14 protein-coding genes, 1 tRNA gene and 1 pseudogene are annotated in these 17,011 nt (G+C 67.1%); 11 read left to right on the forward strand and 5 right to left on the reverse strand.

The genetic code is table 11. The annotated features are described in order from the left end of the window. The first annotated feature begins 49 nt into the window (after positions 1-49). Positions 50-640, forward strand: coding sequence for an aminoacyl-tRNA hydrolase (gene pth, locus NQ034_RS14715; protein ID WP_257049766.1), 591 nt, complete (start codon positions 50-52; stop codon positions 638-640). A 92-nt stretch (positions 641-732) separates the two neighbouring features. Here pth and poxB read toward each other — a convergent pair whose 3' ends face one another. Next, positions 733-2,457, reverse strand: a complete 1,725-nt coding sequence (poxB, locus tag NQ034_RS14720) for a ubiquinone-dependent pyruvate dehydrogenase (RefSeq protein WP_257049767.1) — start codon at positions 2,455-2,457, stop codon at positions 733-735. Between the two features lie 83 nt (positions 2,458-2,540). Beyond that, positions 2,541-3,074: pseudogene (locus tag NQ034_RS14725) on the reverse strand (rhomboid family intramembrane serine protease); the annotation flags it as partial. 79 nt (positions 3,075-3,153) lie between these two features. On the opposite strand from NQ034_RS14725, the gene mfd reads away from it, so the two are divergent. The 7 genes from mfd (at position 3,154) to NQ034_RS14760 (ending at position 13,911) form a co-directional block, all read left to right on the forward strand. Continuing rightward, positions 3,154-6,714 (forward strand): transcription-repair coupling factor, encoded by a 3,561-nt coding sequence (gene mfd / locus NQ034_RS14730; RefSeq protein WP_257049768.1) that lies wholly within the window; start codon positions 3,154-3,156, stop codon positions 6,712-6,714. Continuing rightward, on the forward strand, positions 6,711-7,580 hold the full coding sequence (locus tag NQ034_RS14735; protein WP_257049770.1) for a MazG nucleotide pyrophosphohydrolase domain-containing protein: 870 nt from the start codon (positions 6,711-6,713) through the stop codon (positions 7,578-7,580). The genes mfd and NQ034_RS14735 overlap by 4 nt, the downstream gene beginning before the upstream one ends. A gap of 76 nt (positions 7,581-7,656) precedes the next feature. Further along, positions 7,657-8,940 (forward strand): phosphopyruvate hydratase, encoded by a 1,284-nt coding sequence (eno, locus tag NQ034_RS14740; RefSeq protein WP_257049771.1) that lies wholly within the window; start codon positions 7,657-7,659, stop codon positions 8,938-8,940. 119 nt (positions 8,941-9,059) lie between these two features. Further along, positions 9,060-9,569, forward strand: a complete 510-nt coding sequence (locus NQ034_RS14745; RefSeq protein WP_257049773.1) for an FtsB family cell division protein — start codon at positions 9,060-9,062, stop codon at positions 9,567-9,569. Beyond that, positions 9,570-11,111, forward strand: coding sequence for a DUF501 domain-containing protein (locus NQ034_RS14750; protein WP_257049776.1), 1,542 nt, complete (start codon positions 9,570-9,572; stop codon positions 11,109-11,111). It begins immediately after the preceding gene. A gap of 2 nt (positions 11,112-11,113) precedes the next feature. Then, positions 11,114-12,466, forward strand: a complete 1,353-nt coding sequence (locus tag NQ034_RS14755; RefSeq protein ID WP_257049778.1) for a S8 family peptidase — start codon at positions 11,114-11,116, stop codon at positions 12,464-12,466. 56 nt (positions 12,467-12,522) lie between these two features. Then, the gene (locus NQ034_RS14760; protein ID WP_257049780.1) at positions 12,523-13,911 is read left to right on the forward strand and encodes an NAD(P)/FAD-dependent oxidoreductase; all 1,389 of its coding nucleotides are present in this window, start codon (positions 12,523-12,525) and stop codon (positions 13,909-13,911) included. A 106-nt stretch (positions 13,912-14,017) separates the two neighbouring features. Here the strand turns inward: NQ034_RS14760 and NQ034_RS14765 are convergent, their stop codons facing one another. Then, a complete protein-coding gene (locus NQ034_RS14765) occupies positions 14,018-14,302 on the reverse strand; it encodes a hypothetical protein (protein ID WP_257049782.1) in 285 nt (94 codons plus the stop codon). Positions 14,303-14,348: 46 nt separating this feature from the next. On the opposite strand from NQ034_RS14765, the gene NQ034_RS14770 reads away from it, so the two are divergent. Continuing rightward, positions 14,349-14,424 (forward strand) — tRNA-Leu (locus NQ034_RS14770). Between the two features lie 78 nt (positions 14,425-14,502). On the opposite strand, the gene NQ034_RS14775 is transcribed toward NQ034_RS14770, so the two are convergent. Both NQ034_RS14775 and NQ034_RS14780 read right to left on the reverse strand, forming a co-directional pair. Continuing rightward, positions 14,503-15,672, reverse strand: a complete 1,170-nt coding sequence (locus NQ034_RS14775; protein ID WP_257049784.1) for a tyrosine-type recombinase/integrase — start codon at positions 15,670-15,672, stop codon at positions 14,503-14,505. Between the two features lie 7 nt (positions 15,673-15,679). Continuing rightward, positions 15,680-16,444: a helix-turn-helix domain-containing protein gene (locus tag NQ034_RS14780; RefSeq protein WP_257049786.1), complete on the reverse strand. Its 765-nt coding sequence runs from the start codon at positions 16,442-16,444 to the stop codon at positions 15,680-15,682. 71 nt (positions 16,445-16,515) lie between these two features. On the opposite strand from NQ034_RS14780, the gene NQ034_RS14785 reads away from it, so the two are divergent. Further along, positions 16,516-16,758 (forward strand): helix-turn-helix transcriptional regulator, encoded by a 243-nt coding sequence (locus NQ034_RS14785; protein ID WP_257049788.1) that lies wholly within the window; start codon positions 16,516-16,518, stop codon positions 16,756-16,758. Next, a complete protein-coding gene (locus NQ034_RS14790) occupies positions 16,755-17,000 on the forward strand; it encodes a hypothetical protein (RefSeq protein ID WP_257049790.1) in 246 nt (81 codons plus the stop codon). The genes NQ034_RS14785 and NQ034_RS14790 overlap by 4 nt, the downstream gene beginning before the upstream one ends. Positions 17,001-17,011 lie beyond the last annotated feature (11 nt).

Below are 17,011 nucleotides of genomic sequence, written 5' to 3' on the forward strand. Positions count from 1 at the left end.
CTGGGGGGTGGGGGTGGGGGCCGCCGTCGTGTTATCGAGGAGAGACGCAATGAGCGATACCTGGCTGATCATCGGGCTGGGCAATCCAGGGGCGCGCTACGCCGGGACGCGGCACAACATCGGGCAGTTGGTGATCGACGAGCTGCTCGAGCGCACCGGCTCCCGCCTGGGATCGACCAAGGCCAGGGCGCAGGCGGCCACGACCCGGCTGCCACTGCCGGCCGGTGGCCCGGGACCCAGGTCGATCCTGGTCAAATCATCGACCTATATGAACGACTCCGGTATCCCGGTAGGGCAGCTGGCCCGCTTCAATTCGGTGCCGGCCGATCACGTCGTGGCGATCCATGACGATGTGGACCTGCCCTATGAGTCGATCCGGTTGAAGCTGGGCGGGGGAGAGGGCGGACACAACGGTTTGCGCTCGATCAGCAGCCATTTGGGCACCAAGGACTATCTGCGTGTGCGCGCCGGGGTGGGCCGGCCGCCGGGCCGGATGGACACCGCAGATTACGTGCTGCAGCGTTTCAGCGCAGCGGAGCGGACCACCCTGCCGATCTTCGTCGGGGAGCTGGCCGACGCGGTCGAGGCGCTCGTCTCCGAGGGGCTGCAAGCGGCCCAGCAGAGGTTCCACTCGCGCTGACCGTAGGGCGCGGTGGCCCGAGCGGAGGGGGCCCGGGAAACCAACTGGTTTCCCGGGCCCCGTCCGCTCGTCGGTGGAGTGCCGCCGTGGTCTCAGACGATCTGACGCAGATTCGTCCTGGCGAGGTCGACGAGTTCATCGCCCTTGCCGCTCATCACGGTGCGGATGGCATAGAGCGCGAAGCCCTTGGCCTGCTCGGCGGTCACAGCCGGGGGCATCGACATCTCCTGGCGCTCGGTGATGACGTCGAGCACAGCGGGACCGTCGTAGGCGAGGAACTCGCGCACCACCTCGGGCAGCTGCGAGGACTTCTCGACACGGAAGCCCTTGATGCCGGTGGCCTCGGCCACCTTGGAGAAATCGGGGTTGGCCAGATCGGTGCCGAAGGTGACGAAGCCGGCCGCCTTCATCTCCAACTCCACGAAGTTCAGCGAGGAGTTGTTGTAGACGACAGTCTTGACGGGCAGCTTGTTCTGCACCAGGGTGATGAGCTCGCCCATCATCATGGCCAGTCCACCATCGCCGGACATGGAGATGATCTGGCGCTTCGGGAACGCCGCCTGTGCACCGATCGCGTGGACCAGGCCATTGGCCATGGAACCGTGGTTGAATGAACCGATCAGCCTGCGCTTGCCGTTCATCGTCAGATAGCGGGCGGCCCAGACCACGGGTGAACCCACATCGGGGATGAACACGGCGTCGTCATCGGCCATCTCATCGATCAGGCGGGTCAGGTACTGCGGGTGGATGGGCCGGGAGTCCCTGGTGGGGCTGGCCAGATCGTCCAGCTTGCCACGGGTCTTGCCGTAGTGCTTGCGCATGGCGTCCAGGTGCTTGGAGTCCTTCTTCTGGCGCACCAGGTCGGTCAGCGCCGCGCAGGTCTCCTTGACTCCGCCGCGCAGTGGGACGTCGACAGGGGTACGCCTGCCCAGGTTCTCCCCGCGGATGTCCACCTGCACAATGGTGGCGTGCTCGGGGTAGAACTGCTGGTACGGGAAGTCCGTGCCCAGCATCAACAGCGTGTCGCAGGCCTGCATCGCGTGGTAGCCGGAGCTGAAGCCCAGCAGGCCGGTCATGCCGACGTCGTATGGGTTGTCGTATTCGACGAACTCCTTGCCGCGCAGTGCATGGACGATGGGGGCCTGGAGCAGGCCCGCCAGTTCCACAAGTTCGTCGTGGGCGCCCTGGGCGCCCGCACCGGCCAGGATGGTGATCTTGCGGCCCTCGTTCAGTGCCCGAGCCGCGGTCTGCAGTTCAGCGGCGGCCGGGACGGTCTGTGAGGCCGTGGGCAGAACCGGTACGACTGGTTTGCCCGCCGATGGCTTGAGCGCGACGTCACCGGGGATGACGAGCACGGCAACGCCGCGGCGCTCGATCGCCTCGCGCATCGCAATGCGCAACAGCCGGGGCATCTGCGCCGGGTTCGAGACCTCTTCGGCGAAGACCGAGCACTCCCGGAACAGTTCGGTGGGGTGCGTTGCCTGGAAGTACTCGCTGCCGATCTCCTCCGAGGGAATGTGGGCGGCGATGGCCAGCACGGGCACCCGCGAACGCTGTGCATCGAACAGGCCGTTGATGAAGTGTAGGTTGCCAGGGCCGCAGGAACCCGCGCATACGCCCAGATTCCCGGTCAGTTCGGCATCGGCGGCCGCGGCGAAGGCGGCGGCCTCCTCGTGCCGGACGTGGACCCAGGAGATGGCGTCGTCGGTGCGCAGGGAATCGGTGAAGCCGTTGAGGGAGTCACCGGGAATGCCGTAGACACGGGTGATACCGGATGCGCGGAGGTGGTCCACGATATCGGAGGCAATTGTCGCCACTGTGCTGATCTCCTCGTTCGGATGGCGGGCCCGTTCGAGCCCGGACGGTCAGGGTCAATGTTACGCCGTCGCAGTCGGGCGCAGACCAGAGCCCCGCATGCCCCGCCCAGATGTCCCTGCCAGGACACTCCGGCGGTGCCGGGGACCAGGCCGGCGAACAGCGAGGCCCCATAGGCTCCGAAGACCAGCAGGGCCACCGCCCACAAGCCGATGCGGCGTGGCCAGTCGGGGGCGTAGAAGCCGGCCAGGAGCAGATAGGCGAAGTACGCGAAGATCAGCCCGGATGCCCCGACGGTGGTGATCCCTGGTGGGTTGAGGATGAAGGCCGCGAGTCCCGAGGCCAGCGCGCCCACTGCCGTGACGATCCAGAACCGGGCGACGCCTGCCGTGGTGACCAAGCAGCCCAGGATCAGGAAGGGTGCGGAGTTGGCCAGCAGATGGGGCCAGTCGGCGTGCAGGAGGGGCGAGGCCACAACGCCCGCCAGGGAGGCGGGGCGCCAGGAGGTCAGCCCCAGGTGCGTGAGGCCGCCTGGCACGAACCATTCGAGGCCGCGAATGACCCACATGAGTACCAGCAGTAGCGCTGGGGAGAGGAAACGCAGACCATAGGATCGCATGCCCGCATTCTCCCCGACCGGGCTGTACCGGGCCTGGACGTCGGCTGCCGGGCACGGGTCCACCTTGTAGACTCGGGGGGTGTCTCTTCGCGGTATCTCCTCTGCCCTGTCGGCCCTTCCTGACGTAGCGGCCGCAACCCACGCGCTCGACTCCGATCCGCAAGGCGGTGAGATCGACGCGGTCAAGGGCCTGTGGCCATATCTGATCGCGGCAGCCGGGCGCGCCCATCCGGTCCTGGCGGTGACCGCCACCGGGCGCGAGGCCGAGGAACTGGCCGCGGCCCTGCGGGGGATGTACCCGCCGGAGGAGATCGCGTTCTTCCCCAGCTGGGAGACCCTGCCCCATGAGCGGCTGTCCCCGCGCTCGGATACCGTCGGCCGACGCCTGTCCGTGCTCCGGCGCCTGGCCCATCCGGACGATGGCGGGGCGATCCGCATCACCGTCGCCCCGATCCGCGCGGTCGTCCAACCACTGGTACAGGGACTCGGCGAACTTGCGCCCGTCGAACTGGCCGCCGGCGACACCGCTGACCTGGCCGATCTGGCCGAGCGCCTGTCCGGTCTGGCCTATTCGCGCGTCGACATGGTCTCGCGCCGCGGCGAATACGCGGTGCGCGGTGGCATCCTCGATATCTTCCCGCCAACGGACGACCAGGCCCTGCGCGTGGAGTTCTTCGGCGATGAGGTCGACGAGATCCGGCCGTTCTCCGTGGCCGATCAGCGTTCGCTGCCGGTGGCCGAGGGCGCGGTCTATACCCTGTGGGCCCCGCCGTGCAGGGAGGTGCTGTTGACCCAGGCCGTGCGCGACCGGGCCCGCAGCCTGATTCCCCGGATCCCGGCGGCCGCAGATCTGCTGGAGAAGGTCGCAGATGGGATCGCGGTGGAGGGCATGGAGTCCCTGGCCCCGGTCCTGGCCGATGGGATGGAGCCGCTGCTGGCCCGCATGGCGGGCGACACCAGAGTGGTCGTGACCGATCCGGAGAAGGTTTCCGCGCGCGCCGCGGACCTGGTGGCCACCACCGAGGAGTTCCTGGCCGCCGCCTGGTCGGCCTCGGCAGCGGGCGGGCAGGCCCCCGTCGACCTGTCCGCGGCGAGTTTCAGGACTCTGGCCGAGACCCATGAGGCCGCCGGGGTGCTGGGCCTGCCGTGGTGGAATATGGGCGGATTCGCCAAGGATCTGGAACTGCTGGGGGCCGACGACACCATTGTCCAGATCGGCGCACGCGAACCCCGCGGCTACGCCGGCGATGTCGAAGCGGTGCTGGCCGATGTCCGGACGCACGTGCACGACGGCTGGAACGTCTACGTGCTCACGGAGGGTCGGGGCCCCGGCGAGCGCCTGGTCGAGGTGTTCAACGAAGCGGATCTGCCCGCCACCCTGGTGACGGATCTGCCCGAACCTGGTACGCCGGGCACGGTGACGGTGACCACGGCGGCTCCCTTCGCCGGTTTCGTCTTCGACGCCGCGGGCCTTGCGGTGCTCACCGAGGCCGAGGTATTGGGCCGGGCCGCTGCCGTGTCCACCCGGGATATGCGGCGGTTGCCTGCGCGGCGCAAGCGCAATCAGGTCGACCCACTGGACCTCAAACCCGGTGACTACGTCGTGCACGAACAGCACGGGGTCGGCCGGTTCGTCGAAATGGTCAAGCGCACGGCCGGGCGCGGCAAGCAGCAGCACACCCGCGAATACCTGGTCATCGAGTATGCGCCGAGCAAGCGCGGACAGCCAGGTGACCGGCTCTATGTGCCCTCCGATGCGCTCGACCAGGTCACCAAGTACGTCGGCGGCGACGCCCCGACCCTGAACAAGATGGGCGGCTCCGACTGGTCGAAGACGAAGTCCAGGGCGCGCAAGGCGGTCAGGGAGATCGCCGGCGAGTTGGTGCGTCTGTATTCGGTGCGCCGGGCCACCAAGGGCCACGCCTTCGCCCCCGACACCCCGTGGCAGCACGAGCTCGAGGACGCCTTCGCCTACAACGAGACCCCGGACCAGTTGACGACCATCGACGAGGTCAAGGCCGATATGGAATCGCAGGTGCCGATGGACCGGCTGGTCTGCGGCGATGTGGGCTACGGCAAGACCGAGGTTGCGATCCGTGCTGCGTTCAAGGCAGTGCAGGACGGCAAGCAGGTGGCGGTGCTGGTGCCGACCACCCTGTTGGTCCAGCAGCACTACGACACCTTCTCCGAGCGCTATGCGGGCTTCCCCGTGACGGTGGGGCGTCTGTCGCGCTTCCAGAGCACGGCCGAGTCCAAACAGGTCAAGGAGGACTTGGCCGCCGGCAGGCTGGACGTCGTGATCGGCACCCACCGGCTGCTCTCCGGGGAGATGAAGTTCAAGGACCTGGGGCTGGTCATCGTCGACGAGGAACAGCGTTTCGGCGTGGAACACAAGGAAACGCTCAAGGCGATGCGGCTGGACGTCGATGTGCTGTCCATGTCCGCCACCCCGATCCCGCGCACCCTGGAGATGGCGGTCACCGGGATCAGGGAGATGTCCACACTGGCCACGCCCCCGGAGGAGCGCCACCCGGTGCTGACCTATGTGGGCCGCTACGAGGACAAACAGGTGCGCGCCGCGATCCGCAGGGAGATGCTGCGCGAGGGCCAGGTGTTCTTCATCCACAACCGGGTCCAGGACATCGAACGGGTCGCCGGGCACCTGGCCGAACTCGTGCCGGAGGCGCGAATCGCCGTGGCACACGGGAAGATGAGCGAGTCCCGCCTCGAACAGGTGATGGTGGACTTCTGGGAGAAGCGCTACGACGTGTTGGTGTGTACGACGATCGTGGAGACCGGTATGGACATCTCCAATGCCAATACCCTCATCATCGACCACGCCGATCGCCTGGGTCTGAGCCAGCTGCACCAGTTGCGCGGGCGGGTGGGGCGCGGGCGCGAACGCGCCTACGCCTACTTCCTCTATCCGAACGACCTGCAGCTGAGCGAGACCGCCCACGACCGGCTGGCCACCCTGGCCGCCCACACCGAGCTGGGAGCGGGCATGCAGATCGCGATGAAGGATCTCGAGATCCGCGGGGCCGGCAACCTGCTGGGCGGCCAGCAGTCGGGCCAGATCGAGGGCGTGGGCTTCGACCTGTACGTGCGCATGGTGGGCGAGGCGGTCGCCAACCTCAAGGACGAAACGGTCGAGGAGGCCCCGGAGATGCGGGTCGAACTCCCCATCGACGCACACCTGCCGCAAGATTACGTCGACCACGAACGCCTGCGCCTGGAGGCCTACCGGAAACTGGCCGGGGCCACCAGCGAGGCCGACATCCAGGACGTGCTGGCCGAACTCACCGACCGTTATGGGCCCTATCCCGAGGCCGTGGCGGTGCTGGCCGATATCGCCCGACTGCGCATCCGCGCCAGGGCCTCGGGCGTCAACGAGATCGTGGCACAGGGCAATTTCATCCGCTTCGGGCCGGTCGAGCTGCTTGACAGTCAGTTGGTGCGCCTCAAACGGCTCTACCCCAAGACGCTGATCAAGCCGGCGATCCGCTCGGTGTTGGTGCCCAAACCGCAGGCCGGCAGTGGCTTCGACAAGTCGGACCTGGTCGACGGGCCGCTCATCACCTGGTGCATGTCGTTCCTCGACGCGATTCTGCCGGTCGAGGCCGCGGAAGCGGCCTCGTGAGGGGGCCGCAGACGGGGACCCCAGGCGAGGAACCGACGGCGCCCGGAGCGGAACCCGCCGGTGAAGTCCGCTGGGAGCGCCCGGATACGGGGGCTCTGGACCTGGCCGGCGTGATGGCCTACCTGCGGGCCCGCTGCCCGTGGGCCGCGGCGCACACCCACGCCAGCCTGCAGCGCTATCTGTTGGAGGAGGCCTATGAACTCCTGGCGGCCCTCGATGGCGGAGATGCAGAGGAGATCGAGGGCGAACTGGGCGACGTGCTCTATCAGGTGATCTTCCACGCAGCCCTGCTCGACGAGTCCCACGGGCTGGCGCAGGGGGAGACCCTGCACCGGGTGGCCGGGCGGCTCAAGGCCAAGCTGATCCGCCGTCATCCGCACGTCTTCGACTCCGATGGGCCCGTCGAATTGGCCGAGGTCGAACGCCGGTACGAGGCGATCAAGGCACAGGAGCGGGCCGAACGCGCTGCGGCCACGGGCGGCACCGCGGATACCGGAGCCGAGGCGGGCGGCCGGGGTACTGCGCTCGCGGACTCCTTCGCCTCGGTCCCGGTCAGCCTGCCGGCGCTGACCCGGGCGCAGGCCGTGCTCGACCGCTGCCAGCGGCTGTCCGTGCCGGCAGTCGATCCGGGAACGTCACCCACCGGTGCACCGGCGGAATCCGCGGTAGCGCCGCCACCTGGCGCGGGGGATACGCCGGAGGACTTCGGCGCCCAGCTCTTCGCCCTGGTGCGTCGTGCAGGAACAGCAGGAGTAGATGCAGAGGCCGCACTGCGCGCCCACACCGCACGCGTCGAGGCCGCCAGCGTCGCCGCGGCGGGCCCGGTGGGCGAGGGAGCGGGCGGGAACGGGGCCGGCGTGCACTAGAGTTGGTGGTGCACGTGCCCGTGCGTGCCACTCCTGGTAGCGGACGGGAAGTATCCTCACACACTTTGGAGCATTCATGGCAGAGATTATTGCGGCCAATGCACGCGAGATCCTCGATTCCCGTGGCAACCCGACCGTTGAGGTCGAGGTCCTGCTGGAAGACGGCGCGATCGGTTCGGCCGGTGTCCCCTCCGGCGCCTCGACCGGCGAATGGGAGGCCTTCGAGCTGCGCGACGGCGATGCGCAGCGCTATAACGGCAAGGGCGTGCAGAACGCCGTGGTCTCCGTGCTCGACGAGCTCAACGATGCGATTGCCGGACTCGAAGCCGATGAGCAGCGGATCCTAGACCAGACCATGATCGATCTGGACGGCACGGAGAACAAGAAGCGCCTGGGCGCCAACGCGATCCTGGGCGTGTCCCTGGCGGTGGCCCGTGCCCAGGCCGCCTCCGTGGACCTGCCGCTGTTCCGCTACCTGGGCGGGCCCAACGCCCACGTGCTGCCGGTGCCGATGATGAACATCCTCAACGGCGGTTCGCACGCGGACTCGAATGTCGACATCCAGGAGTTCATGATCGCCCCGATCGGCGCGGCGACCTTCCGCCAGGCCCTGCAGTGGGGCGCTGAGGTCTACCACGCGCTGAAGTCCGTGCTCAAGGCCCGCGGTCTCTCGACAGGGCTGGGCGATGAGGGCGGCTTCGCGCCGAACCTCGAATCCAATGCCGCGGCCCTGGACCTCATCATCGATGCGATCCGCGAGGCCGGCCTGACCCCGGGTCAGGACATCGCCCTGGCCCTGGATGTGGCCTCGAGCGAGTTCTACTCCGATGGCTCCTACACCTTCGAGGGCGAGCAGAAGTCCGCCGAGGAGATGGCCGCCTACTATGAGTCGCTGCTGGAGACCTACCCGCTGGTGTCCATCGAGGACCCGCTGGACGAGAACGACTGGGCCGGCTGGGCCCATCTGACCGAGAGGATCGGGGCCCGCGTGCAGATCGTCGGCGACGATCTGTTCGTGACGAATCCGGAGCGTCTGCAGCGCGGGATCGATGAGGGTGCGGCGAATGCCCTGCTGGTCAAGGTCAACCAGATCGGCACGCTGACCGAATCGCTGGACGCAGTGGAACTGGCCCAGCGCAATGGCTACCGCTGCATGATCTCGCACCGCTCGGGCGAGACCGAGGACACGACGATCGCGGACCTGGCAGTGGCGACCAACGCCGGCCAGATCAAGACCGGTGCGCCGGCCCGCTCGGAGCGTGTGGCCAAGTACAACCGGCTGCTGGTCATCGAGGAACTGCTCGGCGACGCCGCCCGCTACGCCGGCCGCGGGGCATTCCCGCGCTTCGCGCAGGACTGACAACGGCGTCGCGCTGTACGGCTGACACACCGGTGGAAATCCGCCACTGGTAGGGGAGGGGAAGGCAGACTTGAAGGGTCGTGCCTTCCCTTCCCCTATGCACGAGATCCGAGGTGGCCATGGCGGCGAGCAGAAAGCGCGGTCCTAGAAACTCCGCGGCCACGCGCAGACGCAGGTCCCGGTTGCCCGGTGTGCGCGCCGGCGGCCGGGCCACCTCGCGAGACGATCGGCGGCGCATCAGCCTGCGGCGGCTGATGATCATCGCCGCGTTGGCGCTGGTGCTGGTGATGTTCGTGCCGACGGTGAATTCCGGGATCAGACAGTGGCAGCGGATCGGATCGCTGGAGAGCCAGAACTCCGCGCTCGAATCGGAGATCACGGATCTGCAGGGCAAACAGGCTAAACTGAAGGACCCTGTTTACCTGGCCGGCCTGGCCCGTCAGGAACAGCAGTACGTGAAGAAGGGTGAGACCGTTTACATCGTCATCGACGAGGACGGCACATCAACGGGCGAACAGACGATCGCCCAGGCAGACAGACAGGCAAACAAGGGCGATAGCGGCCGGCCGTGGTACGTCGAACTCCTCGACTCCCTCAAGGCCGTCGGAACCGCCACGCAGGAGCAGTAGATGATCACACCGGCCACGCAGGCAGACCTCGACGTCGTTCACGAACAGTTGGGGCGCATCCCCCGCGGGGTCGTCGGCATCGCAGCGAGGGCCGTCGATGGCACGCCGCTGGTCGTGGCCACCGCGCCCCGTCTGCCGGATGGCACGCCGTTTCCCACCTCCTTCTATCTGAGCCATCCCGCATACGTCGCCGAGGCCTCGCGCCTGGAGGCCGCCGGCACCATGGCCGAATGGACGCGGGAACTGGGCGAGGACGCGGACCTGGCGGCCGCCTACGCCAACGCCCACCGGGACTATCTGGACCGCCGAGCGGCACTGGGCCGCCTGGCCGGGACCGATGACGTGCCGGAGATCAAGGACTTCTCCGCCGGCGGCATGCCGGTGCGGGTCAAATGCCTGCACGCCCTGGTCGGCCACGCCCTGGCGGCGGGCCCCGGGGTCAACCCGATCGGCGACCGCGCGATCTCGCTCATGACCGGAGTACCGGCGCCGGCCCAGGCCTCGGCGACGGGAGCAGCGGTACCGGACCCAACAGCGGCGGCCCCCGCATCGGATGATGATGCACGGGCCGAGGCGGTGAGTAGTGCCGTGCGGGTGGCCGCGATCGACTGCGGCACGAACTCGATCCGCCTGCTCATCGCCGACATCGCCGCCGGCCGGCTGAGCGATGTGGTCCGTGAGATGCGAATCGTGCGCCTGGGCCAGGGTGTCGACCGCACCGGCGCATTCGCCCCCGAGGCGCTCGAGCGGACCTTCGCGGCCTGTGAGGAGTACGCGCGGCTGATCGCCGACCACGGGGCGCAGCGCGTCCGCTTCGTTGCCACTTCGGCCAGCCGGGATGCGGCCAATCGTGAGGAGTTCTTCGCCGGCGTCCGGGAGCGCCTGGGAGTCGATCCCGAGGTCATCACCGGCGTGGCGGAGGCGGGACTGTCGTTCCTGGGCGCCACCGCGACCCTGGGCACCGGCCAGGACGCCCCGGCGGCTCCCTATCTGGTGATGGACCTGGGCGGGGGGTCGACCGAACTGGTCACGGGCACCCGGGAGGTGGACGCGGCCTTCAGCATGGACATCGGCTGCGTGCGCTTGACCGAACGCCTCCTGCGCTCGGACCCGCCGAGCGCTGCAGAGGTGGAGGCCGCGCAGGCCGCGGTGGACGCCTGGTACGACCGGGCCCTGGAAACCGTCGACGTCTCGGGTACCCGTACGATTGTCGGCGTCGCCGGCACCGTGACGACGGTGGCAGCCGCAGTCCTCGGGCTAGAGGCCTACGATCGTGCCGCCATCCACGGTGCCCGCCTGGACCTGGACGACACCGTGGCCACCTGCGCCGAACTCACAGCCATGCCGCGGGCGCAGCGTGCCGGACTGGGCTTCATGCACCCCGGCCGGGTCGACGTGATCGGGGCCGGAGCCCTGATCTTCTCCCGCCTGCTCCAGCGGATCAGTGCCCAGGTACTGGCCGCCACCGGCAGCGCGCCGGTCGTCATGGCCAGCGAGGCCGATATCCTCGACGGCACGGCGCTGCGGCTGGGACAGGACTGAGCATGCGCCCGGCATCGGGATTGTTCGCGGTCTGCGCGCTGCTGGCCGGTTGCCTGGTTCCGGGCGCGGCACTGGCCGCACCCACGGCGGGCCCGGGCCAGTGGTACATCTCCGACTACGGGATTGACAGGGCATGGAAGACCAGCACCGGCAAGGGTGTGAAGGTCGCCGTGATCGACTCCGGGATCAAGGATTCCCACGAGGATCTGCACGATACGGTGGTCGCGGCCAAGGACTTCTCCGGATCCGGCAAGGACGGCCGCACCCCGGTGGGGCCGGAGGAGACGATCAAGCACGGCACCGCGGTCGCCGGGGTGATCGCCGGCCAGGGCGTTGGAGAGGGTCCGCGCGGCGTGGCCCCGGACGCCGAACTGCTCTCGGCCTCGATGTGGCTGGGCTCAGGCGCCCCCGATGGTTCCTCCGATTCACGGACCCAGGCCGCACAGGCGGTGCGCTGGGCGGTTGACAAGGGGGCACGGGTCATCAACATGTCCCTGGGCTGGGACGATCCGGCCTGGCCCGAGTCCTGGGACGAGGCCTTCGGCTACGCCTACAGCAAGGACGTCCTCGTCGTCGCCTGCGTCGGCAACCGATCCCAGGGCGCCAGGCGGGCCTGGTCGCCGGCGACGGTGCCCGGGGTGATCGGCGTCGGCGGCCTGGGCCGGGACGGTCGCGTCGATCAGGCATCCTCTGCTCCGGGCACCTCGGTGGATCTGATGGGTCCGGCCCAGGCGATCCCGGTGCCGTTCTACCAGGGAGGTTATGCGGAGGCCGAGGGCTGCTCCTTCGCGGCCCCCGTGGTCGCGGGGGTTGCGGCACTCATCCGCAGCGCCCATCCCGACTACTCAGCGGACCAGGTCTCCGACGTGCTGCTGCATTCGGCCGCCCCGGTCAAGGGTCACAAGGGCAGGGGCACCGCCGCGCAGCCGGACCCGACGGTGGGTTTCGGACGCCTGGACCCGCTGGCGGCTCTTGCGGCTTCGCCGGCCGAGCATCCGCGCTCGGCTGCTGAGGAACTGGCCGCCTGGAGGACCATGCACCGGCGGGCCGATACGGCGCCGCAGAACACGGCGGGCGCCTCGGCCCCGGCCACCACAGCGGCCGCTACCGACACCCCGGCGCAGGCCCAGCAGGGTCGTCCGCGGGCAGTGCTGGGACCCGTCGTCCTGGCAAGCGGGATCATCGCCGCGCTGGTCTGCGCGTGCCTCGGGCTGATCCGGGTGCGCCGCGGGAGTGGTGCAGGTGCCGGGCAAAGCGCACGGATGGCAGCCGAACAGGGCGGAATCGGGGCGGAATCACCGTGTGGTCGACCCGGCGACGGACCGGCGGATTCTCGGACGTCCGAAGAATTGTGAGCTTGGAGACGACCCCGCCTGTAGCGAGCTTTGTCGATCGGACATAGAATTAGGGCATGGCTTTGATTAGAAACTCGAAACTGCGTCCCCGTATCCTCGTTGTCGGTGGTGGCTATGTTGGCCTCATCACCGCTCAGAATCTGCTGAAAGGCCTGGGCCGTGGCGAAGCCACCGTCACCGTGGTCGACCCGAACCCGTACATGACCTACGCGCCGTTCCTGCCGGAGGTCGCCGCCGGTTCGATCGAGCCGCGCCACGCCATCGTGCCGCTGCGCCGCAACCTCAAGGGTGCCGAAGTCATCACCGGTTACGTCCGCGCAATCAACCACGACAAGAAGTTCGCGACCATCGAGGCCGAAGGCGATGAGCCCTTCGAGCTCGACTACGACCAGCTGGTCATCGCCGCCGGCTCCGTGCCCCGTACCCTGCCCATCCCGGGCCTGGCCGAAGAGGGCATCGGACTCAAGCGCATCGAAGAGGCCGTCGCGATCCGCGACCACGTCCTCAACCAGCTGTCCGCCGCAGCTCTGATGGAAGACGACGAAGCCCGTCGGACCGCGCTGACCTTCGTCAACGTCGGTGGCGGCTTCGCCGGCGTCGAAGCGCTGTGCGAAATCGAGGACATGGTCCGTTCGGCCGTCGCCGAACACGAGACCCTGACCGAAGCGGATGTCCGCTTCGTGCTGGTCGAGGCCCTGGACAAGATCATGCCGGAGGTCACCCCGGAGACCGCCAAGTGGGTTGTGCAGCACATGCGCGACCGCGGCATCGACGTCTACCTGTCGACCTTCCTGCAGGACTGCACCGACAAGCACGTCAAGCTGTCCTCCGGTGAGGAATTCGACGCCGACACCATCCTGTGGTCCGCCGGTGTCAAGGCCAACCCGCTGTTGGTCGACTCCGACCTGCCGCTGGACGAGCGCGGCCGCCTGACGGTCCGCGCCGATCTGCGCGTCGAGGACGAAGACGGCAATGTCGTGGCCGATGCCTGGGGCGCCGGCGACTCCTGCGCCGTTCCGGACCTGTCGGGCATGGGCCCCGGCGGCTACTGCGTTCCGAACGCCCAGCACGCTTCGCGCCAGGCCCCCGTCCTGGCCCAGAACCTGCTGGCCGCGCTGCGCGGTGAAACCGAATTCAAGCAGTACTTCCACAAGACGATCGGTTCGGTCGCCGGCCTGGGTCTGTACAAGGGTGCTTCGAAGCTCGGCGACAAGAACCTCAAGGGCTTCCCGGCCTGGCTCATGCACCGCCTGTACCACGGCTACGCGATCCCGACCGTGGACCGCAAGGTCAAGGTCTTCGGCAACTGGATCCTCAACGCCGTCGTGGGCCGCGATGTCACCCCGCTGAAGGACGCGGACGTGCCGCGCAAGGCCTTCGTCGAGGCCGCGCACTCGAAGCCGGCTCCGCGCAAGGCTCCGAAGGACGCCCCCGCCGCGAAGTGAGCCGCTCCCGGTGAGCTGATGCCGGTGTCCTGAGCCCCGTGCTCCGAACCCGGCAAAGGGCCCGGGTGCCATCCGACTGGATGGCACCCGGGCCCTTTGCTCATGCTCAGGCAGCGGGGCCCAGGACCTTGAGGTGCCGGTCTTCGACCCGGAGCCGCCAGGACTTCTGGGCGATCGGGGTGCCGGCGGCGGTCCGGTACGCCTGCACCCTGAGGAGGGGACCGGAATCCTGCGGGGAAAGCTCTGCTTCGGCGCTGGAGCCGTCGGAGAACAGCACCACGACCTCGCCGGCGGCCGGGATCTCGGCGGGTGTGGCCGGGTCGGCCGGCCCGAGGCGGGACCCGGGGAACAGGTGACTGTGATCGGTGCGCAGCGCGGGGACGGTCTCCATGCCGGACATGCTACGCGGGCCCGGGTGCGTTAGAGTGGAACGGTACGCCCCCATAGCCCAATGGCAGAGGCAACCGACTTAAAATCGGTTCAGTCTGGGTTCGAGTCCCAGTGGGGGTACCACGAAAAAGGCCCCTGACCTGGGAAAACACCAGATCAGGGGCCTTACCGACTGGTGATTTCAAGTCACCAATCCCACGCTTACTCATCTTTTTCAATCCGGTTCCCGCCGAACCTCTCCAATACCGAAGTAGCATCAGGCGCCACCGCGGCACGCTTCACGTAGTGGTTGCGTGCAGTCCGCGTGCCCACCTGGCCGAGGATCGCGGCGACCTCCTCCAACGTCTTCTCCGTCGCCGCCAGCGTGGCCATGGTCTTCCGCAGGACGTGAGGATGAATCCAGCCATCCTTCTTCATGTCCTCCAACGCCGAACGCAGGCCCCGCCGGACATTGTTGGGCCACCTGAACGTGCCTTTGCCGCTGGGAAACACCGCGTCCGACTCCGTGGGCACCGCCTCGACCGATCGGCGCAGCAGAACATCGACGACAAAGTCGGGCACGGTGATGATCCGGTAGCCGGCTTCCGTCTTCGGGTGTGTCTGACGCCTGTTCCCCTTGCCCTTGATGTAGGCCATGGTGGCAGACACAGTGATCGTCGGCTTACTGGCGGCTAGATCCACGTCCGACCAACGCAGGGCCAGGGCCTCACCAATGCGGATACCCGAGCCGAGCATTATGTCCACCAAGTCCGATAGCTCTGTCCCGCGTGCAGGTCCGTGCACGCCGGGTTCGTTCTCCCACTCGCGCAGGCCGGCGCGCAGTTCGTCCACCTCATCAACTGTGAGAGCCTGCACTGGCTTCTTCTTCCGCGTCGGAAGGGTGATGTCCCGGACCGGGTTCGACTTGAGGGCGTCGTGTTCGACGGCGATCCTGAACATGCCGTTGAGCACGGTCCTGCAGGTGGCCGCGGCGCCAGGGGTGCGATCGTTGAGGGTGCGCAGGAAGTTCGCTACGCGGGACACGGCGACTTCCATCAGGCGCAGTTCCCCGAGGCCGGCCAGGATGTGCCCGTTGATGACTGCCTCGTAGCGTTGCACGCTCTGTTCTACCCAGTTGTCCGAGGCCCGAATGTGGGCCAGGTAGACGGTTGATAGCTGGGCTACGGTGGTTGTCCCGCTGATGTCGTCGCCGGAGGTCTGCATCACCTGTGCGAGTTTTTGCAGTAGCACTTTCTCGGCACGCGCCTTACTGCGCCCAATGGCTTCGACCTGTTTGCGGCGCCCGGTGAAGTCACGGTAGCGGGCCCGGGCTCGTTGCCGGCCGTCTGGCAGTTGGGTGAACGATATACGCCCGTGCTCGCCCGGGTTCATCGGTGGCCTAGACATCAGTGGGGTCCTCATCATCGGTCTTGGTGAAATCCGTTTTGGCGAGGTCCATCTCTTTCTTGGCGAACTCGATCGGTAACGGTACTCCGGCTTTGCTATAGATGTCTGAGAGCTTGGCTCTGTATCGGATTTTGTCAGGCAATGTGACATCCATTCCCCTCTTGCGAAGTTGCAAGTACGTGTGGCGAGCCCTATTCGCATAATGAGCGAGTTCAGAACGAATGTACAGGTCAGAAACTAGGTCTGGATCGCTCCGTATCTGTTCTACGAACATCTCCTCCAGATTCCAATACGCATCAACCTGAGTGGCAAGTTCACGCATTAGCGTAGCCACCTGGCCAGACTGGGTAGCTAGCTCGTTGTCTTGCCCTGGAATGACTGGAAGCTCTTTCTCTCCGACCCACCAGCGCCAGGCATCCCACGGCTTGGCGAAGTTGTTTCCTACAAACTCAACGTCTCGTTCGCCAGCAATGTCAATGAGCAGCGAGAGGGGAGCCGCCCCGATCGCTGTTGCAATGGCCGCTATTTCAGCAACGGTGACGCTCTTTCTTAGTCCCGCTTCAAGGTTGTTGAGAGCGGTCCTGTTGAGCTTGTAATCGAGTTGTTTGGTGCAGGTGTCCGCGACCTGGCTTGCAGTCAAGCCAGCTTGTTCGCGTAGCTGTTTGACGCGGACCCCGACCTGTTTTGCCTGGCGTTCGGGCCAGGTCTCCCCTTGGTCTTGTGTCATGAAAACTGACAATACATGTTCTATCGTCATTTGTCAGTTGCGGAACCGTTCCAAGGCATGTACTCTCAGTTTCAGTCATCACAACTGACGAAGGAGAGATAATGTCATCAAATATGACACCCGGCCGAGCAGGCATCGCCCTTGCCGATGCTGCACCAGTGATCCTGTCCCGGAAGCAACTCGCAGAACGCTACGGGCTTCCCACCCAGACGCTCGCAGTGTGGAAGGTCAACGGCTACGGCCCGCAGAGTTTCCGGGTAGGGCGGTACGTCCGCTACCGACTGGAAGATGTCCTGTCCTGGGAAGCCGAACAGATCGAAGCCGAGAACAGGGGGACACGATGACGGATTATCCCGAAATCTCGCCAGTCCACACGGAATCGGAGATTGCAGCGGTCCGAGCCAAGGCGAACAGTCTGGGCTACGAACTCACCACCCGCTGCAGCGCCTGCGGTGCACCGATCTGGGCAGACAAAAGCCTCAGAGACCACATCGGGCCCGTCTGCGCCAGCAAGAACAACAACCCCGGCACGCATCCCGCCAAGAATGCACGCGCCGAGGTTGCCGACACCATCACCGAACTCTGAACGGAGCAACA

It is taken from the genome of Brevibacterium moorei (genome assembly GCF_024580735.1).
Lineage (GTDB): Bacteria > Actinomycetota > Actinomycetes > Actinomycetales > Brevibacteriaceae > Brevibacterium > Brevibacterium moorei.